Raw genomic sequence first — 25,309 nt, forward strand, 5'->3', positions numbered from 1 at the left:
GCTCCGACGACATCGCCACCCTCACCGCTCGCACCACCCCTACCGCCCTCCCCAACCCCCGCAGGTACGTTCCGCACCACGGCTCCCCCTTTCCCTTCCCCTCCGCGTACACCGCCCCGGTCGCCCGTGCGCCCCCACTCCTCACCCCCGATAGACCACCCTCCCCGGCAACTCCCGACCGTCGATCCGCGCCCACAGCCGCAGGCCCGCGAGGACCTGGCCCTTGCGGCCGCCCGCGTCGAGGGGCATGTCGTTGCCGCCGGTGCGTTGCCGGGCCTCGCGGTAGGAGGGGGCGAGGACTTCGACGGCGACGTCGGCACCGTGGGCGCGGGCCCGGCGGCGTACTTCGAGAACCGCTCGCTGGGAGGTCTCCGCGATCTCGGCCCACCAACTGCCGGGCGCCGCGGGCGGAAGGTGGACGACCGAGCAGAGGGCCTCGTCGACGGCGAGGGCGGCCTGGAGTTCGGACGACGGATCGTGAGCGCCCCGCCGCGCGGCGAGCCGGCTGATCCGCTGGGCGAGTTCCTGCTGGTAGGCGCGTCGATGGGCGGGCTCGGCGAGGGGGAGGGTGCCACGGTGGGTGAGACTCTCCACGCAGTGGTGCGCCTGGTCGTCGAGCTCGGCGAGTGCCGCGACCCACCCCGCGAGCACGGCCCAGACCTGTAGGGGCGACCGGCTGTCCCCCTCGGGTTCGGTGTCCTCGATGCCCGCCGCGTCCAGGGCCCAGCGCACGGCGCCGCCCTGCGGACCCAGCCGTACGCCCGCCACGCCGTACCGGGGCAGCGGCGGCAGCACCACCTGCTCGCGGTCGAGCACCCCCCACTCGATCCACTGCGCCCCGGTCGGCTCCGCCACCGGCAACCCCTCCGCTCGCGCACGCCACTTGGGCACCTGGGCGGCGGGCAGCCGAAGCAGCGTGAGATGGAACCAGCGCCACAGGACCGGGGTGTCGGCGCCGGCGGGCAACTGCAACGGTCCGAGATAGTCCACGGCCTCCGCGCTGTTCACCAACTCCCCGGCTAGAGAGGAGAGTTCGGGATCAGCGGTGGGCGCGTTCCCATGCACCCAGGCCGCCGACTGGGTCGTACGTGTGACAAAGGGGCCCGGGAATGGCGTCGGGGCGGTCACCGGAGCGGGCGGCACCCCGTCCGGACCCACCCCGGTCGCAGTCCCCCCAGCCGGAGGCCCCACAGCCGGAAACCCCACACCTCCCGGCACTCCCGACACCTCGAGCAACGACTCCAGCTCGCCCAGGACAGCCCGGCACTCCTCCGCTGCCGGATCGTCGGGGCAGCTGTCGAGCAACTCACTCAACGCGACGTGCAGGCCCGCGAGTTGGGCACGGGTCATGACGGCGAGCCAGGAGCCGGGGGCGCGGCCGAGGAGGGTCCTGAAGGCGTCCACGGCGGTCAGTGCCTGCCGTTGAAAGGGTCGCGTTCGGCGATGTGTGCGGCGGCCGCGTCGTTCATGCCGACCCGGAACACGGCCCCTTCGTTGTGCCACATCTCCGCGACGGAGTCGGCCGCCCAGTACGGCACCGGCGTACGGTGCACCCGCAGCCGACCGTTCTCGTCCAGCGTCGCCACGTACTCGGTCCCCTCCTGGTGCTCGCTCCCTTCGTCCCGGTGCTCCTTCCGTACGGCCGTGTCCTGCCCGTCGTCGGCGCGCCGGGGCACGGGGACGACGTCCACCAGCTCCAGCGCCCGTTCGGGTTGTGTGGGGCGCCGTACGTAGAACGACCACCCGTCGTCCGGAGGCGGCGGCAACGGCTCGCTCATCCGCCCCCGGACGAGACGCACCCCCGCGGCCCCCGCCTCCCGGAACAACAGGTCGAACCAGCCACCGGGAGCCGCCCGTCGACGATCCCCCTCCGCCGAGCCATCCCCGCGCTCCCTCTCCCTCTCCCTCTCCCTCTCCTTCACCGTCTCCCTTTCCCTTTCCCTTTCCCTCTCCCTCTGCCTCTGCCTCGGGTCCTCCGTGATGGTGAACACCACGGCCCCCTTGTCCGGCCGGTCCCCCGCGACGCGTGTGTCCACGACGATCTCCAGGGGCGTCCACTGCCCGTCCGGCCCGACCCCGGCGTCGAGGTCGACACGGGCCTGGGGCTTGCCGCGCACCTCGTACTGCGGTTCGCCACGTACGAGATGGAGGTGGAGGGAGAGGTCGGCGTCGACCTCGACCTGGAAGCGGACCTGTTTGGCCCAGTCCTCCAGGTCGAGGAGGAAGTGCGGTTCTCGGCGGCTGATCCAGTCGTCGGGGTCGAAGGCGCCCCACTCGACCCACCCGGTGCCGGTTCCCCGGTGGACTCGGAGGCTCTTCGGCTGTTTCTCCCACTTGCTGCGGATCGCCCAGGTGCCGCCGGGCCCGATGGGGCTGAGCGGGTCGCCGACCTTGAGCAGCGCGTAGGTGGGGGTGGCGGCGGAGCCCAGCTGGAAGGTGGCACCGAAGTCACAGGGCAGGTAGTAGCGGAGGTTGTCGACCTCGATGCGCAGAACATAGCGGCCACGGCCGAGGACACCCTGGGCGTTGCCCTCATGGTGGGCGAAGCGGCGGACGTGGTGGCCCCAGCAGGCACCGATGGAGGTGGCGAGCTTCCCGTACTGCTCCTCGACGGCGATGCCCGCCGAGTTCCAGCGCACCCCGGGCTCCCGGCGGAGCCGGCGTTCCAGGGCTCGGCGGATCAGTGGCATACGGCTGCTCTTGCCGCTGAGGAAGATCCGGTCGAGCTCGCGGTCACCGCCCTGGAGCCCGTTCTCGGCGAGGGCGACGACGAGGTCCATGATCTCGTCCAGGACAGGGGCCATCAGCCGTTCGAACAGGGCGGCGTCCAGCCGCGGCACCCACCCCGCGCCGAAGGCGTCACCGGAGGCGTCATCGGAGGCATTACCGGAGGCATCACCGACCCCCTCAGCAGCGGCCTCCCCCATGGCCTCGGCCACGCCCAGGCGGGTCAGCAGCGCCTCCAGCACCTCGGGCGGCGGCCGATGGTCGATGGCACCCGCCCCCAGCTGGATCTTCGCGTCCTCGGCGAGCCGCCACAGCAGCCAGAACGTCTGCTCGACCTCACGCGCCCGACTCGGGGGCAGCTCGTCCCAGCGGGTGGGGACGACAAGATCCACCAGGTCGTTCGGATACCCCTCCGCCTCGCTGTCCCGGGCGAGCAGGCTGCCGGGGACGTACTGCCCGTCGGTGGCGTACGGCACCTTGAGCGTGGCGACGACCCGCTCGTGGCGGTCGGGCCACCGGGTGAGCAGGTGATCGGCGAACACCGCCTTGTACCAGCGGAACAGACGCAGCGTCATGAGATCGCCGCCGAGCTGGAGATGGCCGGTGGAGCCGAGGAGCTTGGGGGTGAGGACGTAGAGCCGACCGGTGAACCGGGGGTCCTGGCCGGGCGGCGGGTCAGGGGTGTTGTCCTTCAACTTCAGGTTGATCAGGGCGAGATCGGTCGTGCCGCCGCCGACGTCGATGACCATGACGTTCTGTTGCCACGACCGGCCGCTGCCGGGCAGTTGCCGACAGCGAGCCCGGAACGCCTCCACTCCCGCCGCGAAGTCCCCGCCGAAGTCCCGCATGATGAAGAACAGGGCCGCCGCCACCGCCTCGTCGAACTGCGTGTCCACGAGGGTGACACCGAGCCCGTCCACCCCCTCGGCGCCCCGGGCGACCAGCTGGCGCAGCCGTCGGCGCACCACGGGCGGCGCGATCGTCGGGTACGTCATGACGAGGTGGTCGATACGGCCCTGGTGGAACTCCTTGGGGTTGGTGGTGATGAACTCGTCGCTCTGGTCCAGGAGATAGCGCAGCCCCTCCCGGATGAGGTCGTCGGCGGTGGTCGGGGTGCCGTCGGCGCGCACGGGCAGCTCGGGCATCGGCAGATCGCGGCCCAGGTACTGCTTCAGCCCCCGGTAGGCACGCGGCGCGGCGTCCGGCGCCCCGCCGACCGCGACCCGCTCCTCCCCCATCCGTACGCGCAACTCCGGCCGCGTCTCCACCACTTCGAGGCGGCTGGACAGCTCCGTGCCGCCCGACTGGTCGAGGTCGGCGGGGAACAGCCGCAGCACGTCCAACGGCAACTCGTCGAAGGCCCGGTCGAAACAGGCGTGCAGCAGCGGCGCCACCGCCCCGCGCAGCCGCTCGTTCCGCGCGGCCAGCCGCAGTTCGAGCGCGGTGTACAGCGCGTGCAGCCAGCCGCCCCCACCGTGTCCGCCCTCCAACGCCTCGGCCAGCACGAGGCCGGGCTCGTCCCGACGCGCCCCGGAGTCGGCCGACTCCGGCAGCAACTGCCGTACGACGTCGCCCAGCAGTTCCCGCCACTGCCCCCGCTCCACCCCCGGCACCGACGGGTCGGCCAGCAGAGCCGTCAACTCCCGGCGCAGCCGCGCCTCCTGATGCCGGGACATGGCACGTACGTCGAGCTGCCGCATGTCGTGGATGGTCACCGTCGAGTTGGTGGTACCGAAGTCGACGGCGGCGAACCCCCGATGCCGCTCCACGTCATCGGGGACCCGCTTCACGGGCGTACCACTGACACCGGTACCGGTGACGCCGGTGTCGCCACCGGCGGGGTCCGACCAGTGCGCGGCGACGGTCTCCGGGCCGGGCGCCGAAGGGTGGTGGGCGCTGCTCGCCGCCGCGGCCCCCGACGCATAGCCCGACGCATAGCCCGACGCATGGCCGGCGGACTGCCCTGCCGTCGCCCCGGGCGACAGCGTCCACTGGTTCGGGTCGTACCAAGTGCCGCTCCGCGCGGCCGGTCGTTCCTCGGCCGCCGGGGTCGCCCGGTGCAGATGGAGGGTCGTGGTGACCTCCGTCGTGTGCACGACCTGTCCGGCGGTCGTATCGGTGCCGTGGTGATGGACGAGCACCAGCAGGAGCAGGCCGGTGCGGTCGGCCAGCGGGGTCAGTCGCACGGGCCGGGCGGCGCCCACATCGACCGCTTCGGCGACGACCCGCCCCTCCACTCCGCGCCACACCTCGCGCAGCGCGGCGACCTGGTCCGCGGGGAGCCCGGGCGGGGCGATCACCTCGACACGGCGTACGAGGACGGCGCCGCCCGGCCCCGGCAGCAGCCGCAGGGCGGGCAGCACCAGCGCGGACAGCGGCCCGAGCAGGATGAACCCGTCTCCGCCCGCGTCCTCGACGCAGGACGGGCCCGAGGAGATGAAGTGGGCGTGCAGTCCCATGGGTTCCCCCGGTTCAGTTATGGGCGGCGGTGGTCCGTGGCCGGCCGCGCACCGGCCTGGGCGGAGGCGTGGCCTCCAGCCGCGCCGCCAGGTCGAGCGGAGCGGCCGTCGGCTCCCCCGGCCGGGCCGCGCTGTCGGTGAGGAGGAGGTCGAGCGTGTCGTGCGCGGTGACCGTCCGCTCCCGCGCGGCGATGACATCCTCGGCAGTCACGGCGAGCGAAAGCTGCTCCTTCGCGAGCTGACCGTTGATCAACTGCTGGAGGGCCGCAACGAGTTCACGTCTCATGCGCACGGCGTGCACGATGTGCCGTTCCAACGGGTCGCGTCCCGGAGGCTGTTGCGCGTGCCAGGGCAGGGCGCGGTCGCGGCGGAGCGGGAACGCCGCGTCCACGGCGGCGGGTTCGGTCTCGGGCGAGTCGGCCTTGCGCAGCCGTTCGCGCCACTCCTCCGCCCGGGTGGTGGCGAACACCTCGAGCATCCGCTGCATACGGGGCTGGGTCACCGGGCCGCGCTCCCGCTCGGCGGAGATCAGCCGCCGCCAGCGCTCGCGCAACTCGTCGAGGGTGTCGACATGGTCCTCCAGCCGTTCCTCGTAGCCGACCCGCACCCGGTCGTGGACCAGCTTCAGCAGCGCGGCATGCCCGGCCCGGAACCTCGGCAGCAGTTCCTCGGGATCCCCCGAGACACCCGGGGCCGGCCCCTGAGCCCCGGAAGCCCCATCGGCCGTCCCACCGAAGCCCGCGCCTGCCATCCCACCGGCCCCTGCACCGGCGTTCCCGTCGAACATCGCACCGGCCTCTGCGCCGGTCGCCCCACCACCCGACCGACTCGACCCGACCGACCCGCCCGACATCCCGCCCGACATCCCGCCCGGCTCCCCGAACGTCGCTTCGAACGCCCCGTCGAAGTCGATCCCGATCTCCGCCGCGGCCGCCCACACACTGTCGCTGAACGCCCGGTCCTCCTCGGTCCACCCCTGCCCCACCGTGACGAGCTGTTTGTCCCGGTCGACCGCCGCGAACAGCTCCTTCCACTCGGGCCAGGCGGCGACCAGCGTGGCCGCCTCGTCGGCGACGAGCCGTCGCAACGTCTCCTCCGCCTGGACACTGCCCGGCGTCAGCCCGAGGACGAGCGTGTCGCGGAGGTCGGTCAGCAGCCGCCGGGTGTCGTCGAGGGCCTGCTGGATCTCCCGGTACGCGGGCGGGTACTCGGCCTCCGGGTGAGCCGCCCGCTCCGCCGCGACGAGGGCCAGCCGCATCCGGTCCACCGCCCCGGCCCTGCGCCGTACGGCGTCGTAGCGGATGCGGCCGCCGTACCGCGCCGCGTGCTGCACGAGCTGCTCGCGCAGCAGTCCGAGCCCGCCGTCCTTGGCGAACTCCCGCAGCACCAGGCTGAGCGGCGCCCCCGGCTCGTCCTCCTCCAGCCGGTCGGCGATCTTGCCCCACAACTCGGTGATCCGCGTCAGCCGGTCCGCGTCGGCACCGGGCCGCAGCCGGGCCCGTGCGGCAGCGTCGAGTTCGACGGCACCGGACCGCCGCAGCGCGGCCAGTCCCGCCATGGCCGACACCAGCACGAGCTGTTTCCGCTGGCCGGGGGGCAGCAGCCGCTGCGCGGCCTCGACGACCTCGTCCAGTACGGCGGTGTCGGGCAGTCCGCGCAGCCGCCGTTCGGTGAGCCGTTCGGGCGCGCTGCCGAGCAGTTCGCTGAGGGCTTCCGGTTCCACGGGCATCTGGTCGAAGCGTCCGCCCGCGACGAGCAGGCTCTCCCGGAGGGTCTCGTCCGAGCGGCGGTCCCGTCCGTCCCCGGTGGGTTCGCGGAGCATGTCGAAGAAGTCCTGCTCGCCGGCGACCGGGCCCCGCTGGGCGTTCATCAGGACGAGCACGGTGTGGATGTCCCGCAGCTCGCGGCGGCTGAGGAACCGGTCACGTTCCCCGGACTGGGGGCTGTTGAGCCCGGGGAAGTCCATCAGCGTGAGCGCCCCGATGTCCCGCAGGTCCCACACCCGGCGCGGCACCCGCACCCTCAGTTCGACCCGCCGGATCAACGGCACGCAGGCGGCGAGCACATCGTCAGGTATCCCCTGCCCCTGCCCCTGCCCCTGCCCCTGCCCCTGCCCCTGCCCCTGCCCCTGCCCCTGCCCGCCGAACTCCAGGGCGGAGGCGCCGGTACCGGACCCGCCCTCGCCCTTCTCGCCCTTCTCGCCCAGCCGTACCCCGGGCAGCGACATGGCCCGCTTGGCCTGCGCGTCCGACAGCTCGTAGCGGTGGCCGAGCAGCCCCGCCCCGCGCTCGTACGCCCCCAGCACCAGGCCGACTTCCTCGGCGACCGCCCGCATCCTGGCCCCGCTGACGGCGCCGCCGTACTTACGGCACCAGGCGGCGAGCGCCTCCCAGCCTCCCGTGCCTCCCGCACCTCCCGGCTTCGGCGCGGCGGCCCGCAGCTCACCCAACCGCTGCTCACTCAGCCCTTCGAGCCGCGCCAACTCCACCAGTCGGCCGTGGAGATGCGCCATCAACTCGCTCGTCTCGGCGGCCGTGCAGTAGACGACGGTCCGCCCGTCGAGCACCGACACACGCTCCTCGCCGGCGCACTGGGTGACATGAATCGACGTGACGTTCCCGGTGGTCGCCACATCGCTCACCGACAGGAGCCCCGGCAGCCCCAGCAACGTCTCGATCAGCAGCGACTTCCCCGCGCTGAACTCCCCGACCACACCGATCGACAGCGGCCCCCGGGCCTCCCCGAGCAACCGGGCCACGGCGATCCTGAACTCGGCACGCCTGCGCGCCAGTTCGGCGCCGTCATCGACATCGTCGGTTTCTCCGGCACTGCCCTGTCCGGACCGCTCCAGCGCCTCCAGCATGCCGACGGCCCACCGAACGTACTGCTCCACACTGTCGCCCACGGCCACAGTCCTCCCCCGCGCCACCCCCACGACGAGGACCCGCCCGGTCACCCCTCGAACCGGTTCCCGCCCCCGCAGCCGACGCCCAGGGAAATGTCCCGCGAGACCCGCCAGTCAGCAACCCGTTTCACCAAATTCCCGAAATTCAACAATAGTTGCTCTCAATACGACATACACCTGACACTCTGCGTCAGGTACACACAAGCAGGATCACGTAGACCGCGCCCGGTCCCCGTAATCCGACCGACGTGACCCGACGGTCCGTCAACTGCGCTGGGGCAGCGCACCGTTGCCCAGACCCTCTCTCACCATCAGGCGCGTGAATGTACGGTGAAGGCTTCCATCGAGCGCAGGGGGATCCATGCCGCATACCGCGGTCGTCATCGGCGCGAGCATGGCCGGCATGCTCGCCGCCGCGGCCCTGGCCCGGTCCGTCGACGAAGTGATCGTGCTGGAACGCGACGAACTTCCGGACCGACCCCGGCCGCGCAAGGGCCTCCCACAGGGTCGCCACGCCCACATCCTCCTGCCCAGCGGCCGCGACGCCATCGACGAGCTCGTGCCCGGTGGCGGCGTGCGCAAGCGGCTGCTGGCGGCGGGCGCGCGGGAACGCGGCCTCACCTCGGGGCTGGTGACGCTGGGCCCGCAGGGCTGGTACCGGCGCTCACGCCACCACGACACGTATCCCCTGCTCATCAGCAGCCGCGACCTGATGGACTGGACCGTACGCGACGCCGTCCTCGCGAGCACCACCCGCATCAAGATCCGTCACGCCTCGGCCACCGGCCTCCTGGGCACCGCCGAGCGGGTCACCGGCGTCCGGGTCACCGATGGCGGGGTCACCGGTGGCGGGGGCACCGGTGGCGGGGGCACCGGTGGCGGGGGCGAGGCCGAGGAGACTCTGCGCGCGGAGCTGGTCGTCGACGCGAGCGGCCGCGGCACCCGCGTCGAGCACTGGCTCGCGGACCTCGGCATCAGCGGCATCCCCAAGGACGTGGTCGACTCCGGGCTCGTCTACGCGACCCGCCTCTACCGCACCCCCGAGGGGGCGGGGGCCTTCCCGCCGGCGCAGGTCACGGCGGACCCGGCGGGCGGCCGGCCCGGCCGGTCCGGGCTCCTCCTCCCGATCGAGGGCGACCGCTGGCTGGTCAGTCTGAGCGGCACCCGGGGGGCCGAACCCACCGCCTCACCCGACGACTTCGTGCCCTTCGCACGCGGCCTGCGCCACCCCATCGTGAGTCAACTGATCGCCGACGCAGAGCCGTTGACGGAGGTGCTCCTCAGCCGGAGCACCCGCAACGAACGCCGCTACTTCGAGAAGTCCAAGGAGTGGCCCGAGGGTCTGCTGGCGCTCGGGGACGCCGTCGCCACCTACAACCCGGTCTACGGGCAGGGCATGTCGGTGGCCGCCCTCGGCGCGCGTGCGCTCGGCCGGGAACTGGACCGGACCGGTATCGGTGCGCCCGGCCTGGCACGGCGGGCGCAGCGGGCGGCCGCGAAGGTGGTGAACGCGGCGTGGACCATGTCCGTGGGCCAGGACCAGTGGTTCCCCGAGGTCCGCGGCAAGTCCCCCACGATCGCGGACCGCTTGCTGTCCGGCTACACCAGCCGCATGGCCCGCGTCGCCACCGGCTCGTACCGCGTCTCGGCCGCCATGTGCAAGGTCACCACCCTCCAGGCGGACGCCCTCCACCTGCTCCACCCCGCCCTTCTCCTGTCCACAGCCCTCGGCCCCGTCCTCCCACCCCTCTCGGGCCCACCACTCACCCCGGAGGAACGGCGGATCCTCAGGAGCCTGAGCACCGCCTTCGACCAGCGCTGAGCAGCCGGGCCCGCGCCTCTTCAGGGGCGCGGGACCGTATCGATGTGCGGCTCCGCCGCGTGGGCGCGACCAGCCCCCGCCCGGGCGCGGCCGAGCCCTCAGGCACCGCGGACCTCGCACCGTGGTTGCCGGAGCCTGTTCACCACGTGTGTCCGCTCTTCGCCCGCTCCGCACGGACCGCGCCCTCGACGACGCCGCCCCGTACCGCCCGGGACATCCGGATCAGGGAGGGCTGGCCGGTGTCCAGGCTCTGCTCGCCGGCCGCGGGGCCCGCGTACCCGCCGGCGAATCCGGCGATGGCGTCGAGGGCGACGCTGTCCAGGACGGCCGGGTCCAGACCCCCGGCACGGTCGTGGGTACCGGAGAGCGCGGCGACGGCAACCATCGCCGCGTCCCCGATGGCCTCGGCCTCGCCGGTGCTGGAGCCGAGGGAGAGCGCCTGGCGGTAGGCACGCTCACGGACTGTCTCGTCGAAGTGGACGGACACATCCCTGAGGCCGTCCCTGATGGCCGTCGTACGGTGGGTCAGGCGGAGCTCGACGTCGCCGAGGGAGCGCCAGGACAGCAGGGCGTTACGCCTCTTCCGACCGTTCCTGAAGCCGACGAGCCGGAACAGCGGGCCGAGCCGGAGGAAGGCGACGAGGCTGTCGATGCGCGGCCCGAGCAGCGGCAGGACATAGCCGGCCGAGGTGAGGGCGGCGCCGACGGTGACCAGCATCGGGGCCAGCCGGGTGCTCAGCGGATCCCAGTGCTGACCGCTCCAGCGGCCGGCGACGGCGACCAGCTTGACGACGCCGTACGCGCTGGTGCACAGCCACCCGACGGCGAGCACGGCCAGCGCCCGCCGCGTCCAGCCGCTGATCTGGAGGGTCCAGCGCCAGCACAGGATCGTGGTCGTGAGGGCCGCCGCCATGTGGGCCACGAGATAGAGGACGATCATCTCGCGGATGAACGGCGTGCCGGCGTAGTAGGTGTCGAAGTCCGTACGTCGCTCGACGGGCGCGTCCCCGGCGGCGAAGAGCGCGGTCTGCACCACGATGATCACGGTGTAGGCGAGCAGCCAGCTGCGGGAGACCCGCCGCAGCTGGGCGGGGTCGTCGGCACCGCGCCAGTGGACGATCAGGACGAGGGACGCGGCGGAGAAGGCGTTCACGGCCCCGTAGGTGACGCACGCGGCGGCGTTGGGCACGCCGACGGTGTGGTTGATGAAACCGACAGTGGGCGGGGCTCCGAGGGCGAAGCAGAAACCGGCGAGGAAGATCACGGCACAGAGCGCGCGCTTCAGCGGATCGCGCCAGTCGTGCCACAGGCCGGGCAGTTGGGCGGCGAAGCCGGTCCACAGGACGGCGGCCGCCATGAAGTAGACCAGTCCGTTCACGTCAGGCCCACGGGCCCTGTCCGAGAGACTTCTCGCCGGTGACCAGCCGGGCTCTCAGCCTCTTCGTCTTCCGCTCCTGCCCCGTCAACACCCTTCACACAGTAGTCACGTAGTCAACCCTGGCAACGGGCGTACGGGCGACGGCAGGTGAAAGGGCGTCGACGGCGGCCGGCCCCGGAGTCAGCCCTCCGACACCGGCCGGAGCAGCCCTCCGGGACCGGCCGATGTCAGCCCTCGTCGGCGCTCAGCGTCAGCGAGATGCTGTTGATGCAGTACCGCTGGTCGGTCGGGGTGGCGTACCCCTCGCCCTCGAAGACGTGCCCGAGGTGCGAGCCGCACCGGGCGCACCGCACCTCGGTGCGCACCATTCCGTGCGACCGGTCCGAGAGCAGCTCCACCGCGTCGCTGTCCTTCGGGTCGTAGAAGGACGGCCAGCCGCAGTGCGACTCGAACTTCGTGCCGGAGGTGAAGAGTTCGGCACCGCAGGCGCGACAGGAGTAGACGCCCTTGGTCTTGGTGTCCGTGTACTCACCGACGAACGCGGGCTCCGTACCGGCCTGCCGCAGCACGGCGTACTCGGCCGGCGTCAGCTCCGCGCGCCACTGCTCGTCCGGCTTCTCGACGTCGTACGACATGAGCCTCAGCCCCTCAACTCGAAAGACGGTCCAGGATCTTCGGGCCCAGGTCCGTCACATCACCCGCGCCCATGGTGAGAACGAGATCGCCCGGCTTCGCCATTCCCGCGATCACCTCGGGCACCTCCGCCTTGTCGCGCAGGGCCGTGACGTCCGCGCCCGCGCTCCGCGCCGCCTCGATGATCAACTCACTGGTCACACCCGGGATCGGGTCCTCACGGGCCGGGTAGATGTCGAGGACGACGGACGCGTCCGCCAGCGCCAGGGACTGCCCCATCTCGGTGCCCAGCTCCTGGGTCCGGGAGAACAGGTGCGGCTGGAAGACCACCAGGATCCGGGCGTCACCGGCGGCGGCCCGCATCGCTTCCAGGTCGGCGGTCATCTCCGTCGGGTGGTGGGCGTAGGAGTCGATCACCTGGACGCCCCCCGCCTCGCCCTTCAACTGCAGCCGCCGCTTCACCCCGGTGTACGCCGCCAGCGCGGGCGCCAGCTCCGCCGCCGGCACCCCGAGGGCGACGCCCGCAGCCAGCGCGGCCACGGCGTTGTGCGCGTAGTGCCGCCCGGGCACGGACACCGTGAAGACGAACTCCTGTCCGTCCAGCACCACCGTGACCTCGCTCTTCAGCCCCTGCGCCACGACCGACAGCACCCGCACGTCGGCGTCCTCGCGCTCGCCGTACGTCACCACACGCGCCCCGGACAGCCGGGAGGTCAGCTCCCGCGCGCCCTCGTGGTCGGCCGAGATCACCAGCGTGCCACCGGGCACGATCTTCCCCGCGAACGTCTCGAAGGACTCGTAGATCTCATCCATGGAGGCGTAGTTGGCGTGGTGGTCCAGCTCCACGTTGAGGACGATCGCCACCTCGGGCGCGTACTTGTGGAAGCTCCGGTCGCTCTCGTCCGCCTCGGCGACGAAGATCTCCCCGTCCCCGTGCACCGCGTTCGACCCGGGCACATCGAGATCGCCCCCGATGGCGTACGACGGCTTCAGCCCCAGCTCCCCCAACGACACCGCCAGCATGGACGTCGTCGTGGTCTTGCCGTGCGTCCCGGCCACCGCGATCGGCCGCAGCCCGTCCATCAGCCGAGCGAGCGCGTCCGACCGGTGGACGACGGGAATCCCCAGCTCAGCGGCACGAGCCAGCTCGGGGTTGTCGGCGCGAATGGCCGAGGACACGACCACAGACGTCGCGTCGTCCGCGAGATGCTCGGCGGCATGCCCGATGTGCACGGTCGCCCCCAGCGCCCGCAACGCCTGCGCCGTCTCCGACTCCTTGGCATCACTGCCCGCCACCTGGGCCCCACGCTGAGCCAGGATCTTGGCGATCCCGGACATCCCGGCCCCACCGATCCCGATGAAGTGCGGCCGATCCATGGCGGCAGGCAGTCCGGGTGCCATGTGTGTTCTCCAAGCGACGGTACGAAGACGATCCACGCCTCACAGCCAGGCGTGCCCCCACCCTATTGCCTTGTAGCCACAGGCCGGAGGCCGCGCCCTGGATGGCGGCGCTGCCGCCAAAAGGGTGCGGGGAACTGCGCGACCAGCCACGACGAACCCGCAGCCGACAGGACACAGCAGCCCCGACGGCGCTGAGCCACCCCTATACCCGACTGTGCGAGAACAACTTCAACACCGGCACCCCCACCTTGTGCCGAGCCCGCGACGCCCAGTCCCGATGAAAGAACTCCTCCACGTAGTGAGGGTCGGTCAGCACCAGGACCTCATCCGCCCCGACCTCCTCGACCAAGGACTTCAGCGCATCCAGCGGATGATCGTCGATCAACCGCCCCTCCGCCGGACTCCCCGCCCCCCGCAACGCCTGCAACGACACCTCAAGCGCCCGCTCCCCGGCGTCCAGTGCCAGCTCCCCCTCCGGCGTCTCGCCCTCCCGCGCCGCCTCGTCCAGCTCCCCGAGGGCGAGGTCGTCGATGGCACGCAGCAACCGGTCGGCCTGATTGCCCCGCGGCTGGAGCAGCACGTGGAAGGAGGCCCGCTCGTCGCCGTGCAGGGTCGTGACGAACTCCACGTCCGCGGACGTCAGAGCCTTCTCGATCATCAATACGCTCGTGAACGACACCACAGGCGCCCTTCTCCTCGGAGGGCCCCACGGGCCCTCACTCCTCAGGGTTCTAGTGTGCCCGGCGAAAGCTATACGGAGCGGTAGCTTCCGTCCGCTTTCACGTACGACGGTAACGACCGAACAGGAACCCGGCCTCCTCCAGCAGCGACGCCAGCACGAAGCGCTTGGGCACCGGTACCGAGGGGCCCCCGGCGATCCGCTGGGCGTCCCCCGCCGTGAGCATCGGCGACACGGTCAGACAGAGCTCGTCCAGGACATCGGCGGCGATCAGCTGGCCCAGGAGCCGGGGGCCGCCCTCGCTGAGCAGCCGCGTCAGCCCCAGGTCGGCGAGGGCCCGTACGGCCCGGGCCGGGTCGACGCCCATGCCGTCCCCGGCGACCACCACCCGGACGCCCGCCTTCTCGGCGGTGGCGACCCGGTCGGGGGCCGCGGCTGCACCGGTCAGCAGGAGGGTGGGGACCGACGGCGAGGTGAACAACGGCAGTGAGAAGTCCAGATCCAGACTCGCGCTCACCACCGCGACGGCCGGGGCCGGCGTCTGTCCGGCCGCCCGACGCGCCTGCGCGAACGCCTCACGCGCGCGTGCCGGGCGGTACCCCTCCTGGCGCACCGTTTCCGCGCCGACGATCACCACGTCCGCGAGCCCCCGCAGTGTGCCGAAGATCCGCATGTCGGCATCGCTGGAGATCGGCTGCGAACGCCCGCCGTGCTGGGCGGCGCCGTCGAGCGTGGACACCATGTTGGCCCGCAGCCACGGCTCCCGCCCACCCGGCGCGGGCTCGGGATAGACATACGCCACGGCCAGCTCACCGAGACTCCACTCCCGGTCGACGAGATCCGAGCCGCCGACCGCACTCGGCCCCTCGCTCTCGCCCGGCGTTCGCATTTCAGTCGCATTCGCACCACCGGTCGCTTCCGGTGTCCGGGCCGCTGTCTCTTCGGTCACAGGGAACAGGCGTCGCATGTCGTGCAGTGTGGCACGACCCTTAGACTCGGTAACCGTGTCGTCGTCCTCAGCCACCGTGTCCGGAATCGGTCCGATACCCGAAGCGGCCCCCTCGTCCCTGTGCACCCGCGAGCCACACGTACCCGCGGACCGGCTCGTCGCCGAGATGGTGCCGCCACCCCGCTTCGACTCGGTCCGCTTCGATACATACGTCCCGGACCCGAACCAGCCCAGCCAGACCGAGGCCGTCCGCGTCCTGAGCGGCTTCGCGGCGGGCCTCGGCGGGGCGCACGCGACCGGCGCCGGCAAGCGCGGCTTCTTCGGCTTCGGCAGGGCGAAGGCCCCCAGGGTCCCGGCCGGCCCCCGCGGCGTCTACCTGGACGGCGGCTACGGCGTCGGCAAGACCCACCTCCTGGCCTCCCTCTGGCACGCCACCCCGGCCGAACCCTCCCTCAAGGCCTTCGGCACCTTCGTGGAGCTGACGAACCTGGTCGGCGCCCTCGGCTTCCAGAAGACGGTCCAGACCCTCTCCGGGCACCGCCTGCTGTGCATCGACGAGTTCGAGCTGGACGACCCGGGCGACACCGTCCTCGTGTCGACACTGCTCGGCAGGCTCGTCGACGCGGGCGTGGCGCTGGCCGCCACCTCGAACACCCTGCCGGGCAAGCTCGGTGAGGGCCGGTTCGCGTCGGCCGACTTCCTGCGCGAGATCCAGGGCCTGTCGGCCCACTTCCGCGCCCTGCGCATCGACGGCGAGGACTACCGCCACCGCGGTCTGCCCGAGGCCCCGGCGCCGTTCTCCGACGAGGAGGTCACCAAGGCTGCGTACGCCACCGAGGGCGCCTCGCTCGACGACTTCCCGCACCTGCTGGACCACCTCGCGCGCGTCCACCCCAGCCGGTACGGCGCCCTCACGGACGGCTTGAAAGCGGTCTGCCTGACCGACGTCCAGCCGATCCCGGACCAGTCCACGGCCCTGCGACTCGTCGTGCTCGCCGACCGGCTGTACGACCGCGAGGTGCCCGTGCTCGCCTCTGGGCTGCCCTTCGACCAGCTGTTCAGCGAGGAGATGCTGAGGGGTGGCTACCGCAAGAAGTACTTCCGCGCCATCTCCCGCCTCACCGCCCTCGCGCGCGACGCCAAGCGACTCGTGGAGCACTGACCCACAAGCACCCCGACCGTAGGCCCTCCCAGGTAAAAATCTCCCAGGTCAAGGGTGGATTCCGGCCAACCTGACTCGCTTTTCAGGCTCTCTTCAGCTCGCAACGTTAAGTTAACCCTGCAAACAACTTTGCAGGGTTAACGTGTTTCTTGACCAACGGTTGACCATCGGTTGACCAGGTCGAGCGCCTGTCGACGCGTGGGAGACACCGAGAACTGCCAGTGGGGAGGCTCATATTGCGAGGTACGACGACCCGGACCGCCCTTTCGGCCCTAGCCGCCGTCCTGCTCGCCCTCACGTTCTTCGCTCCCACGACATCCTTCGCAGCCGCGCACACGCTTGGTCATGTCAAGGCCAAAGCCGAGCCCGGAAACACCCTCACAGCGATGCCGGTGCGTGACAAGGCCGTCACCTCCCGCAAGTGCGCACCCTCACAGGACCCGACCGGTCCTCTCCGCACACGCGACCGGCATCGCGCATCAACCCACACCGTTCCAGGGGCGCCCGCGCGTCCGTCGCTGGGGGAGAACCCGGCGGCCGCGAGCGAACCCGAACGGCCCTCGACCCAACACCACCGGGCGTCGAGATCCCTCACGGCCCACACCCCGGCCGTTCTCCAGGTCTTCCGCTGCTGAGCCGCGGAGCCTGTCCCCCCACACCCTGTCGTGCAAGCCCGACGCGCCACCGAGGCGCGCCAGGAGGAGTCACCACATCATGCAGCCCCTCATCGACAACGCCCGTACGTTCGGACAGCGCCCTGAGGAGTTCGCCAGGCTGGCCGAAGGCCAGTCCCCCGAGGTCCTGTTCATCACCTGCTCCGACTCGCGGGTCGTCCCGGCCCTGATCACGGGCGCCCGCCCCGGCGAGCTCTTCGAGCTGCGCACCGCCGGCAACATCGTCCCCCCGTACGCCCCCGACCGCCCCACGGGCGAGACGGCCACCATCGAGTACGCCGTGGAGGTCCTCGGCGTCACCGACATCGTGGTCTGCGGACACTCGCACTGCGGCGCCGTCGGCGCCCTGGTGCGCGGCGACGACCTGAACGCCGTACCGGCCGTACGCGACTGGCTGACCAACGCGACACCGCGCCCGGAAGGGGCAGTCGAGGACCCGACCGTCGCCGACGGTGTGCAGAACCACGTCCTCAGCCAGCTTCTGCGCCTGCGCTCCTACCCGTGCGTGGACAGGCGCCTCGCGGACGGCCGGCTGCGGCTGCGCGGCTGGTACTACGAGGTCCACACCGGTGCCGTGCGCGAACACCGCGCGGACACCGACAAGTTCGAGACCCTGTGACCGGCGGCCAGGTGTCCGAGATGACTTCCAAGACCTCCAAGTCCCCCCTCAACTCCAGGTTCCCCCACCTGCGACAGGACTTCGGCGCCTCGCTCGTCGTGTTCCTGGTCGCCCTCCCGCTGTGCGTGGGCGTCGCCGTCGCCTCCGGGGTGCCGGCCGAACTCGGCCTGGTCACCGGCATCGTGGGCGGCCTCGTCGCCGGTCTGCTGCCCGGCAGCAGCCTGCAGGTCTCCGGCCCGGCGGCCGGTCTGACCGTGCTGGTCTTCGAGGCGGTGCGCCAGTTCGGGCTGCCCGCCCTCGGGGTGATCGTGCTCGCCGCCGGCCTGCTCCAACTCGCCATGGGCGCAATGAAGTTGGGTCGCTGGTTCCGCGCGATATCCGTCTCCGTCGTCGAGGGCATGCTCGCCGGCATCGGCCTCGTGATCATCGCGGGCCAGCTCTACGCGGCGGCCGGCCTGAAGGCCCCCGCCTCCGGCATCGACAAGATCGCGGGCCTGCCCGGCGCCTTCGTCGACGCCATGGGCAGCGCCGCCGCACTCGCCTCGCTCGCGGTCGGGGCGGGCACCATCGCCGTGCTGGTGCTGTGGAAGCGGCTGCCGAAGAAGGCCCAGCTGGTCCCCGGCGCCCTCGCCGCGGTGGTCCTGGCCACTCTCGCCACCCTGGCCTTCAGCCTGCCGGTGGCGAACGTCGAGGTGAAGGGCCTGCTGGACGTCATCCAGCCCCCCGGCCTGGACGCCTTCGGCGAACTGGCGGACGTGGCGATCCTCGGCACGATCCTCGCCTTCACGCTCATCGCCTCCGCCGAGAGTTTGTTCAGCGCGGCGGCCGTGGACCGGATGCACGACGGTCCGCGCACCGAGTACGACAAGGAGCTGATGGCCCAGGGCGTCGGCAACACGGTGTGCGGGATGCTGGGCGCGCTGCCGATGACCGCGGTGATCGTGCGCAGCTCCGCCAACCTCCAGGCCGGTGCGAAGACGAAGGCGTCCCGGGTGCTGCACGGCGTCTGGCTGCTGCTCTTCGTGGCCCTGCTGCCGGGCGCCCTCGCCCTGATCCCGCTCCCCGCCCTGGCGGGCATCCTCGTCCACGCGGGCTGGAAGCTGATCCCGTTCCGCGAGGTCGTCTCCCTCTGGCGCTCGCACCGGGGCGAGGCGCTGATCCTGGTCGCCACGGCCGTGGCGATCGTCGCGGTCAACATGTTCGAGGGCGTACTGATCGGTCTGGCCCTCTCCGTGGCCAAGACCGCCTGGGAGGCCTCGCACGTCAAGCTGGAGGTCATAGACAAGGGCGCCGGCCCCGTCCAGGCCTACCTCTCCGGCAACGCGACCTTCCTCCGCCTCCCGAAGATCCTCGACAGCCTGGAGTCCCTCCCCCAGGACCGCCCCGTGGAACTCCACCTCACCGGCCTCCACCACCTCGACCACGCCTGCCGCACCGCCCTCGAGAACTGGGCATCCCGCCACAGCGCGACAGGCACGGAACCGGTACGCATGACGGTCCCGGAACCGGAAAAGGTCTCCTCGGGAACGCTCTGACCCTGCGACCCCCTCCCTGCCGTCCCAGCTGCGGGCAATCGTGCCGCTGGGGCGGCACGGCCGGGCTGGGCACCCGCCCACCCCCGGCCGGCACGGCCCAGCCCTCCCCCACGGCATTCGACCAGCCCCCCACCTCCGGCATATCGTGGTATTCCCGGTGATACAGGACGGCTCGAAGGGGCTCGTCATGGTCGAAGAGCTACTCGTGGCCGCCGCAGCGGTCGGCTCCGCCGCCGTCGTGTACGTCGCGGCCGCGGCCCGAGTCGTCAAACAGTACGAACGAGGCGTGGTCTTCCGCCTGGGCCGACTACGCGGCGAACCCAGAACCCCCGGCTTCACCATGGTCGTCCCCGGCATCGACCACATCCGCAAGGTCAACATGCAGATCGTGACGATGCCCGTCCCGGCCCAGGAGGGCATCACCCGCGACAACGTCACCGTACGCGTCGACGCGGTCGTCTACTTCAAGGTCGTCGACGCGGCGAACGCGATCGTGCGGGTCGAGGACTACCGCTTCGCCGTCTCCCAGATGGCCCAGACCTCCCTGCGCTCGATCATCGGCAAGAGCGATCTCGACGACCTCCTCTCCAACCGCGAGAAGCTCAACCAGGGCCTGGAGCTGATGATCGACAGCCCCGCCGTGGAGTGGGGCGTCACCATCGACCGCGTCGAGATCAAGGACGTGTCCCTCCCCGACACCATGAAGCGTTCCATGGCCCGCCAGGCCGAGGCCGACCGCGAACGCCGCGCCCGCATCATCAACGCGGACGCGGAGTTGCAGGCGTCGAGGAAGCTCTCGGAGGCGGCGAAAGAGATGGCCGACACCCCCTCCGCCCTCCAACTCCGCCTGCTGCAAACAGTGGTGGCGGTCGCCGCCGAGAAGAACTCCACCCTGGTCCTCCCCTTCCCTGTGGAGCTGCTCCGCTTCCTGGAACGAGCCCAGGCAGGCCCCCCACCGGACCCACCTCCGCAGCCCCACCCACCTCCCCCACCCCCACCGTCCCCGCCCCCTCCGACCGAGTGACGCGAGGACGACTCCTCCACCTCCCTCTACACGCGTGGTTCACGCGGCGTTAACCGCGTGATACACACAGGCGGGTCACATCCTGTCCGCCAACAGGAAGGTTTCCCCGTGTCAGTGACCCGCCGTCAGGCCCTCGCCCGCTCCGGCGCCCTGGGCGCAGGCATCGCGTTCACCGGAGCTCTCTCCGAACTCTTCGCAGGCACGGCCGCCGCGCAGAGCGGCCTCGGCCACTCCGGCTACGGCCCTTTGATCCCCGACCCGAACGGCCTGCTCGACCTGCCGAAAGGTTTCCGCTACCAGGTCCTGTCCCGCGAGGGCGACCCCCTCCGCTCCGGCGAGGGCCAGGTCCCCGGCAACCACGACGGAATGTCCGCCTTCCCCGGCAGACACGGCAGTGCTCGCCTCGTACACCTCGTCCGCAACCACGAGAACCGCCACAACGGCCGCATCCCGGTCCCCACGATCGAGGGCCTCACCTACGACCCGATGGGCAAGGGCGGCTGTACGTCCCTGACCCTCGACGCCCGCGGCAAGGTCCTCTCGGAACGCGTCGCCATCGCCGGCACCGCGGTCAACTGCGCGGGCGGCCCCACCCCTTGGGGCACCTGGCTGACCTGCGAGGAGACCGAGGACAAGGCCGGCACTAACGGCTACACCAAGGACCACGGCTACATCTTCGAGGTGGACGCGGCGAACCCGCACCGCTCAGGAGCCGTACCCCTCACCGCGATGGGCCGCTTCCAGCACGAGGCGATCGCGGTGGACCCGCACCGAGGCGTCGTCTACGAGACGGAGGACGCCTTCGAGAAACCCTTCGGCCTCTTCTACCGCTTCCTCCCCAACAGGCCCAAGGGCGGCCTGGGTTCACTCCGCGCGGGCGGCCGCCTCCAGGCGATGCGCGTCCCGGGCGTACCCGACCTCTCCCCCGTCCAGGACCCCGGAGCCTGCTTCGAGGGGATCGAATGGGTGGACGTCCCCGAGCCCCTCGCCACCCAAACCCCCATTCGCCACCAGGACTTCGGCCCCCAGGGCATCACCCACGCGCAGAAGCTGGAAGGCTGCTACTGGGGCGGCCGCTGCGTCTACTTCGTCTCCTCCTTCGCCCGCAGCGCGGACGGCTCGACCGCCGACCACTACGGCCAGATCTGGCGCTACGACCCCGACCACCGCACCCTCACCCTGGTGATCGCCTTCGGCCCCGACACGGACCTCCAGCTCCCCGGCGAATCCCCCGACAACATCTGCCTCGCCCCCTCCGGCGGCCTCATGGTCTGCGAGGACGGCAACGGCACCCAACACATCTACGGCGTCACCCGCCGCGGCGACGTCTACGCCATGGCCCGAAACGCCCAAAACACGGGCACCCCCACCGCCCCGGAATGGGGCGAGTTCGCAGGCGTCACCTTCTCCCCCGACGGCGACACGATGTACGTCAACTGCTACGCCCCGGGCACGACCTTCGCGGTGACGGGGCCGTGGCGCCGATGACGACCACACATGGATGAACAAGTGACGCACCCCGAAGACCGGGAGCAGCAGGCGGCCGTCAGCCGTCTGCTGCTGTACCACCTGAACGCGCCCCTCTCCGAAGGCTGCCGCCTGCGCGGCGTCCTGCCCGCCCCCGGCGCCGTACGGATCGCCGTGCACGCCGGAGACGACGAGGAAGGCGTCACCTTCCTCTACGAGATCCCCCACGACGTCGTGGCACCCGCCCAGATCCCCGGCATCCTGCGCACCACCCTGGCCGGAACCCAGCTCTACAGCAGCGACGACGTCAGCGACCTCATGGGGATGACCCTCATCCGCCTCCGCCCGGAGCGGATCATTCCCACCCCCGAGCCCGAACAGGGCCAGGCGCTGAGCGTCCTGCGCGCCCTGTCGGACCCCGGCGACGACGAGAACCCCTTCCTGATCGGGTTCCTGATGCGAGGCGACGGCCTGCTGCGCCTGTACGTGCGGCATCCCGACGGCACCGGCATCATCGGCGCCGACATCCGCCCGGCCGACACTCTCACCGCGCTGATCGCCTCGCTCCCCTCACTCGTAGAGGAGGAGGAACGGCACCGGCCGGCCCCGGACGACCCGCACTGCGATCTTCTGGTGGACCTGACCGACTGGTGGTGAGACCGCGAAGCCCGCGTGTACGGCGCCGGGCCGTACATACGTGTTCGATGGACGGTACGCGTAACCGTTCGTGACTCTGGGTGAGTTGATCGTGGGGAGATCCGACTCACCTGGAGGTGGCCGAGCATGAGCGTCGACTGGGAGCCCGACCCGTCCGACAGTCTGAACTGCACTGGACCAAGAGCAGCTACAGCAGCGCCCAGGGCGACGACTGCGTAGAAGTCGCCGCCTGCCCCCCACCATCCACGTCCGCGACTCCAAGCTCCCCGCCGGCCTGGAGCTGACCCTCTCCCCCGCCGCCTGGGCACCCTTCATCGCCCGGGCGAGTGACTTCGTGCCGGACTCCCTGTAATCCGGCAGCCAAACCGACTGTCCGCTGATCCCACCGCCGTACTTTCGTGCGGTGATCAGTCCTGTACGAAGAATCACCGCGCTCTGCGCACTCGGCGCACTCGGCGCCGCCCTCGCCGCCTGTGGCACACCGCACGCCTCGACACGCATCGTCAACGCCACCGCCAGCCCCACCACCGTGACGTCGTCCCGCCCGCCCACGCTCGCGCCGGGCCCGGCCGGGCTGACCCCGGTGTTCGAGCACGGCCTCCGGACCCGTACCGACAAGACCGTCGCGCTCACTTTCGACGCAGACATGACCGCGGATCAGGGGGAGCGGGCCGCCGCGGGCGAACGGTTCGACAATCCGCAGCTGATCGCCGCGCTGCGGCAGCTGAAGGTTCCGGCCACGGTGTTCATGACGGGGCGATGGGTCGAGGAGTATCCGATCCAGGCGCGGTCCATCGGGCGGGACCCCCTGTTCGAGGTGGCGAACCATTCGTACAGCCATCACGCCTTCACCGAGGACTGCTACGGCCTGCCGGCCATGGCGCCGGGTCGCATGCGGGCGGATCTGGAGCGGGCCTATCGAGTGTTCCGTGCGGCGGGGGTGACGGACCCGATGCCGTACTTCCGGTTCCCCGGCGGCTGCTACGACAGCCGCGCGCTGCGGCGGCTGAGCGCGTCCGGGGTGACGGCGGTGCAGTGGGACGTGGTGAGCGGGGACGCGTTCGCGACGGACGCGGACGAGGTGGTGCGGGAGGTGCTGGGCGGGGTGCGGCCGGGATCTGTCGTGGTCATGCACTGCACGCGGAGTGCCGCGCCGGTCACGGAGAGGGCCGTACGGAAGATCGTGCCGGCGCTTCGGGCGCGCGGGTTCCGGTTCGTGAAGGTGTCGGAGCTGGTCGGGGCCACGGCGGCGACAGCGCCCTGAGGCCGGGCCCCGCACGGTCGCTCTACGCTGGACATATGAGCGACTACTGCGGCACCGAACCGACGACCGCGGAACCGGCCGAGGTCCAGACCCAGACCCGGGCCACGGCCGACGGCCCGCCCTTCGCCGAGTGCGTCCTGTGCCAGAAGCCCACCGAGTACCCGGAGTCCCACAAGGGGATCACCCTGTGCCCGGTGTGCGAATGGCGGGAAGCCGAACGGACCGCCTGCTCAGGCTGAGCGGCGGGTCGTCAGGGCGCAGGCCACGGCGGTGGCGGCCGCCGTGAGGAGTCCGGCTGCGATCAGGGGCAGGACGGGCACCGGGATCGTCGCGTGCTGCGAGCCGTCGACCAGGGCGGTGACCGCGAGCCGGGCCGGGGACCCGGTCACCACCAGGGCGAGCAGCGCGCCGAGGAGGAGGGTGGGCACGGACCGGCCCGGCGAGCGCAGCAGCGGCCAGTTCGTGAGCGCGCCGACGGCCGTGCCGAGGAGGGCACAGACAAGGGCCGCCAGGAGGCCGGCGCCGCCCGCCGGGAGAGACTCGACACGCGTCTGGTGGTCCGTGCTCGTGGGGGCGCTGATGATCGTGACGAGGACCGTGGCCGCCGTCCCGAGGAGCGCGGCCGCCGAGAACGCGACCAGGACGCAGGCCAGGTGCGCCCGGCCCGGTCCGGCCGCCGCGCCCGTACAACTGCGGGCAGCGGGCGGCTCGTTGGTGACGCAGATCCGCATCAGCCAGGCGGACACGGGCAGCAGCGCGGCGGCCGTGTAGCCGAGCGAGTCGAGCACCGGCTGCCCGCTCTGCACGCCGACGCCGAGGAACGCCGCGTACAGGATGACGGGCGGCAGCCAGCGCTGGGAGCGGACGAGGAGGGCCGCCTGGTAACGGATGAGGGCGTTCATCAGGAGCTTTCCACTTCCAGTTCCAGTTCGGCCAGGGCCGCGGGCTCCCGCGAGTCGGCCGGTCCCTGGGCCGGACCCACGCTCACCACGTGCCATGGCGGACGAGCGCCCAGCAACGCCCTCAGCAGCGCGTCCGAGTCGGCCTGCGGGACGGTGAACCGGTGCGCCCCGGAGGCCGTCTCCGTGACGGCCGTCGCCAGTTTCCGTACCCCGTCCGGGACTTGGGCGCCCGACGGTCCACCCCCCTCGACGACGGAGGCGGAGGCGGTGACGGTGACGGCCATCGAGGAGTCATTCGCCTCCGTCCGCGAATTGGCTGTCCCCTCACGGAGATCGAGCGCTCCCCCGACCACCGCGTACGTCGCGTCCGGCACCCCCGCCAGGCGGCGCGGGTCATGGTCCACGAACACCGCGGCGGCCCCGGCGGCGGTCCGCTCGACGACCACGCGCTCCAACTCCTCGCGGGCGTCGGCGTCCAGGCCGGTCCACGCCTCGTCCAGGACGAGCAACTCCGGTTCGGCGAGCAGGGCCTGGGCGACGGCGACCTTCTGGCTGCTGCCCTTGGAGAGCTCCCCCATGGGCGTACGGGCGTACTCGGCGGCCCCGAAGCGCTTCAGCCACTCGTCGGCGGCGCGGGCGGCGGCCGGGCGGTCCAGACCGTGGACGGCACCGAGGTGCGTGAGGTACTCGACGGCGGTGAACGGCAGCGCGGCGGGGAAGCGTTCGGGGACGTACGCCGTGCGCGGGCGCCCTGTCACCCGGCCCTCCGTGGGCGCGTCGAGCCCGGCGAGCACGCGGAGCAGCGTCGACTTGCCGGTGCCGTTCGCACCCTCCACCCGGATCAGCGCGCCGGGGGCGATCTCCAGGTCGACGCCGCGCAGCACCCAGGCCCCACGGAACCCGTAACGGCGGCCGACACCCTCCAGCCTCAGCAGTAACTCACGTTCCATGCCCCCATCCTCGTACAACCGCGCGAGTACATGTCGGGGGCCCACGTCTCCCGTCCGATCGAGAGCCCGGCCGGAGCGCCGCCGGACCCGGATCTTCCGCCT

19 protein-coding genes and 1 pseudogene are annotated in these 25,309 nt (G+C 71.7%); 10 read left to right on the plus strand and 10 right to left on the minus strand.

Annotated elements, in window-relative coordinates:
• Positions 1–141 precede the first annotated feature (141 nt).
• Genes ACFU53_RS02765 through ACFU53_RS02775 form a run of 3 tightly spaced genes read right to left on the minus strand, consistent with a single transcriptional unit; the run spans position 142 to position 8,091 of the window.
• Complete coding sequence (locus ACFU53_RS02765) at positions 142–1,404, minus strand: hypothetical protein (protein WP_383985347.1); 1,263 nt, start codon at positions 1,402–1,404, stop codon at positions 142–144.
• A 5-nt stretch (positions 1,405–1,409) separates the two neighbouring features.
• Positions 1,410–5,186, minus strand: a complete 3,777-nt coding sequence (locus tag ACFU53_RS02770; protein WP_383985349.1) for a hypothetical protein — start codon at positions 5,184–5,186, stop codon at positions 1,410–1,412.
• A 13-nt stretch (positions 5,187–5,199) separates the two neighbouring features.
• Positions 5,200–8,091: a hypothetical protein gene (locus ACFU53_RS02775; protein WP_383985351.1), complete on the minus strand. Its 2,892-nt coding sequence runs from the start codon at positions 8,089–8,091 to the stop codon at positions 5,200–5,202.
• A gap of 361 nt (positions 8,092–8,452) precedes the next feature.
• Here ACFU53_RS02775 and ACFU53_RS02780 point away from each other — a divergent pair, with 361 nt between their 5' ends.
• Positions 8,453–9,913, plus strand: a complete 1,461-nt coding sequence (locus ACFU53_RS02780; RefSeq protein WP_383985353.1) for a pyridine nucleotide-disulfide oxidoreductase — start codon at positions 8,453–8,455, stop codon at positions 9,911–9,913.
• A gap of 139 nt (positions 9,914–10,052) precedes the next feature.
• Here the strand turns inward: ACFU53_RS02780 and ACFU53_RS02785 are convergent, their stop codons facing one another.
• The 5 genes from ACFU53_RS02785 to ACFU53_RS02805 form a co-directional block, all read right to left on the minus strand.
• Positions 10,053–11,291: an MAB_1171c family putative transporter gene (locus ACFU53_RS02785; protein WP_383985355.1), complete on the minus strand. Its 1,239-nt coding sequence runs from the start codon at positions 11,289–11,291 to the stop codon at positions 10,053–10,055.
• Positions 11,292–11,518: 227 nt separating this feature from the next.
• On the minus strand, positions 11,519–11,926 hold the full coding sequence (gene msrB, locus ACFU53_RS02790; RefSeq protein ID WP_383985357.1) for a peptide-methionine (R)-S-oxide reductase MsrB: 408 nt from the start codon (positions 11,924–11,926) through the stop codon (positions 11,519–11,521).
• A 13-nt stretch (positions 11,927–11,939) separates the two neighbouring features.
• The gene (murC, locus tag ACFU53_RS02795; RefSeq protein ID WP_383985359.1) at positions 11,940–13,325 is read right to left on the minus strand and encodes a UDP-N-acetylmuramate--L-alanine ligase; all 1,386 of its coding nucleotides are present in this window, start codon (positions 13,323–13,325) and stop codon (positions 11,940–11,942) included.
• A gap of 202 nt (positions 13,326–13,527) precedes the next feature.
• On the minus strand, positions 13,528–13,983 hold the full coding sequence (locus tag ACFU53_RS02800; RefSeq protein ID WP_383985440.1) for an indole-3-glycerol phosphate synthase: 456 nt from the start codon (positions 13,981–13,983) through the stop codon (positions 13,528–13,530).
• A gap of 121 nt (positions 13,984–14,104) precedes the next feature.
• A complete protein-coding gene (locus tag ACFU53_RS02805; RefSeq protein WP_383985361.1) occupies positions 14,105–14,971 on the minus strand; it encodes a pyrimidine reductase family protein in 867 nt (288 codons plus the stop codon).
• Here ACFU53_RS02805 and zapE point away from each other — a divergent pair.
• The 9 genes and pseudogenes from zapE (at position 14,970) to ACFU53_RS02850 (ending at position 23,594) form a co-directional block, all read left to right on the plus strand.
• Positions 14,970–16,115, plus strand: a complete 1,146-nt coding sequence (gene zapE, locus ACFU53_RS02810; RefSeq protein ID WP_383985363.1) for a cell division protein ZapE — start codon at positions 14,970–14,972, stop codon at positions 16,113–16,115. The genes ACFU53_RS02805 and zapE overlap by 2 nt on opposite strands.
• A 714-nt stretch (positions 16,116–16,829) precedes the next feature.
• Complete coding sequence (locus ACFU53_RS02815; RefSeq protein WP_383985365.1) at positions 16,830–17,408, plus strand: carbonic anhydrase; 579 nt, start codon at positions 16,830–16,832, stop codon at positions 17,406–17,408.
• 20 nt (positions 17,409–17,428) lie between these two features.
• Positions 17,429–18,943: a SulP family inorganic anion transporter gene (locus ACFU53_RS02820; protein ID WP_383985367.1), complete on the plus strand. Its 1,515-nt coding sequence runs from the start codon at positions 17,429–17,431 to the stop codon at positions 18,941–18,943.
• Positions 18,944–19,130: 187 nt separating this feature from the next.
• Entirely contained in the window at positions 19,131–19,967 is an 837-nt protein-coding gene (locus ACFU53_RS02825; protein ID WP_383985369.1) for a slipin family protein, read from the plus strand.
• A 114-nt stretch (positions 19,968–20,081) separates the two neighbouring features.
• Entirely contained in the window at positions 20,082–21,455 is a 1,374-nt protein-coding gene (locus tag ACFU53_RS02830; RefSeq protein WP_383985442.1) for an alkaline phosphatase PhoX, read from the plus strand.
• 21 nt (positions 21,456–21,476) lie between these two features.
• Positions 21,477–22,091 (plus strand): hypothetical protein, encoded by a 615-nt coding sequence (locus tag ACFU53_RS02835; protein WP_383985371.1) that lies wholly within the window; start codon positions 21,477–21,479, stop codon positions 22,089–22,091.
• 116 nt (positions 22,092–22,207) lie between these two features.
• Positions 22,208–22,443 (plus strand): annotated as a pseudogene (locus ACFU53_RS02840) (DUF397 domain-containing protein).
• 51 nt (positions 22,444–22,494) lie between these two features.
• Positions 22,495–23,355 carry a polysaccharide deacetylase family protein gene (locus ACFU53_RS02845; protein WP_383985373.1) on the plus strand — a complete coding sequence of 287 codons (861 nt, stop codon included), beginning with the start codon at positions 22,495–22,497 and terminating at the stop codon, positions 23,353–23,355.
• A gap of 35 nt (positions 23,356–23,390) precedes the next feature.
• Entirely contained in the window at positions 23,391–23,594 is a 204-nt protein-coding gene (locus ACFU53_RS02850; RefSeq protein WP_383985375.1) for a hypothetical protein, read from the plus strand.
• Here ACFU53_RS02850 and ACFU53_RS02855 read toward each other — a convergent pair.
• Both ACFU53_RS02855 and ACFU53_RS02860 read right to left on the minus strand, forming a co-directional pair.
• Positions 23,586–24,257 carry an ABC transporter gene (locus ACFU53_RS02855; RefSeq protein WP_383985377.1) on the minus strand — a complete coding sequence of 224 codons (672 nt, stop codon included), beginning with the start codon at positions 24,255–24,257 and terminating at the stop codon, positions 23,586–23,588. The two genes, ACFU53_RS02850 and ACFU53_RS02855, sit on opposite strands and share 9 nt — an antisense overlap.
• On the minus strand, positions 24,257–25,207 hold the full coding sequence (locus tag ACFU53_RS02860) for an ATP-binding cassette domain-containing protein (protein ID WP_383985379.1): 951 nt from the start codon (positions 25,205–25,207) through the stop codon (positions 24,257–24,259). Before ACFU53_RS02860 ends, ACFU53_RS02855 begins: the two co-directional genes overlap by 1 nt.
• Between the last annotated feature and the right edge of the window lie 102 nt (positions 25,208–25,309).

The organism is Streptomyces sp. NPDC057474 (assembly GCF_042802555.1).
GTDB lineage: Bacteria > Actinomycetota > Actinomycetes > Streptomycetales > Streptomycetaceae > Streptomyces.

What these genes read in the sequence shown, in the direction of transcription:
- ACFU53_RS02770 (WP_383985349.1), bottom strand. Translation starts at nt 5,186, where the DNA reads ATGGGACTGCACGCCCACTTCATCTCCTCGGGCCCGTCCTGCGTCGAG.
- ACFU53_RS02780 (WP_383985353.1), top strand. Translation starts at nt 8,453, where the DNA reads ATGCCGCATACCGCGGTCGTCATCGGCGCGAGCATGGCCGGCATGCTC.
- msrB (WP_383985357.1), bottom strand. Translation starts at nt 11,926, where the DNA reads ATGTCGTACGACGTCGAGAAGCCGGACGAGCAGTGGCGCGCGGAGCTG.
- murC (WP_383985359.1), bottom strand. Translation starts at nt 13,325, where the DNA reads ATGGCACCCGGACTGCCTGCCGCCATGGATCGGCCGCACTTCATCGGG.
- ACFU53_RS02800 (WP_383985440.1), bottom strand. Translation starts at nt 13,983, where the DNA reads ATGATCGAGAAGGCTCTGACGTCCGCGGACGTGGAGTTCGTCACGACC.
- zapE (WP_383985363.1), top strand. Translation starts at nt 14,970, where the DNA reads ATGTCGTGCAGTGTGGCACGACCCTTAGACTCGGTAACCGTGTCGTCG.
- ACFU53_RS02805 (WP_383985361.1), bottom strand. Translation starts at nt 14,971, where the DNA reads ATGCGACGCCTGTTCCCTGTGACCGAAGAGACAGCGGCCCGGACACCG.
- ACFU53_RS02815 (WP_383985365.1), top strand. Translation starts at nt 16,830, where the DNA reads ATGCAGCCCCTCATCGACAACGCCCGTACGTTCGGACAGCGCCCTGAG.
- ACFU53_RS02820 (WP_383985367.1), top strand. Translation starts at nt 17,429, where the DNA reads ATGACTTCCAAGACCTCCAAGTCCCCCCTCAACTCCAGGTTCCCCCAC.
- ACFU53_RS02825 (WP_383985369.1), top strand. Translation starts at nt 19,131, where the DNA reads ATGGTCGAAGAGCTACTCGTGGCCGCCGCAGCGGTCGGCTCCGCCGCC.
- ACFU53_RS02850 (WP_383985375.1), top strand. Translation starts at nt 23,391, where the DNA reads ATGAGCGACTACTGCGGCACCGAACCGACGACCGCGGAACCGGCCGAG.
- ACFU53_RS02855 (WP_383985377.1), bottom strand. Translation starts at nt 24,257, where the DNA reads ATGAACGCCCTCATCCGTTACCAGGCGGCCCTCCTCGTCCGCTCCCAG.
- ACFU53_RS02860 (WP_383985379.1), bottom strand. Translation starts at nt 25,207, where the DNA reads ATGGAACGTGAGTTACTGCTGAGGCTGGAGGGTGTCGGCCGCCGTTAC.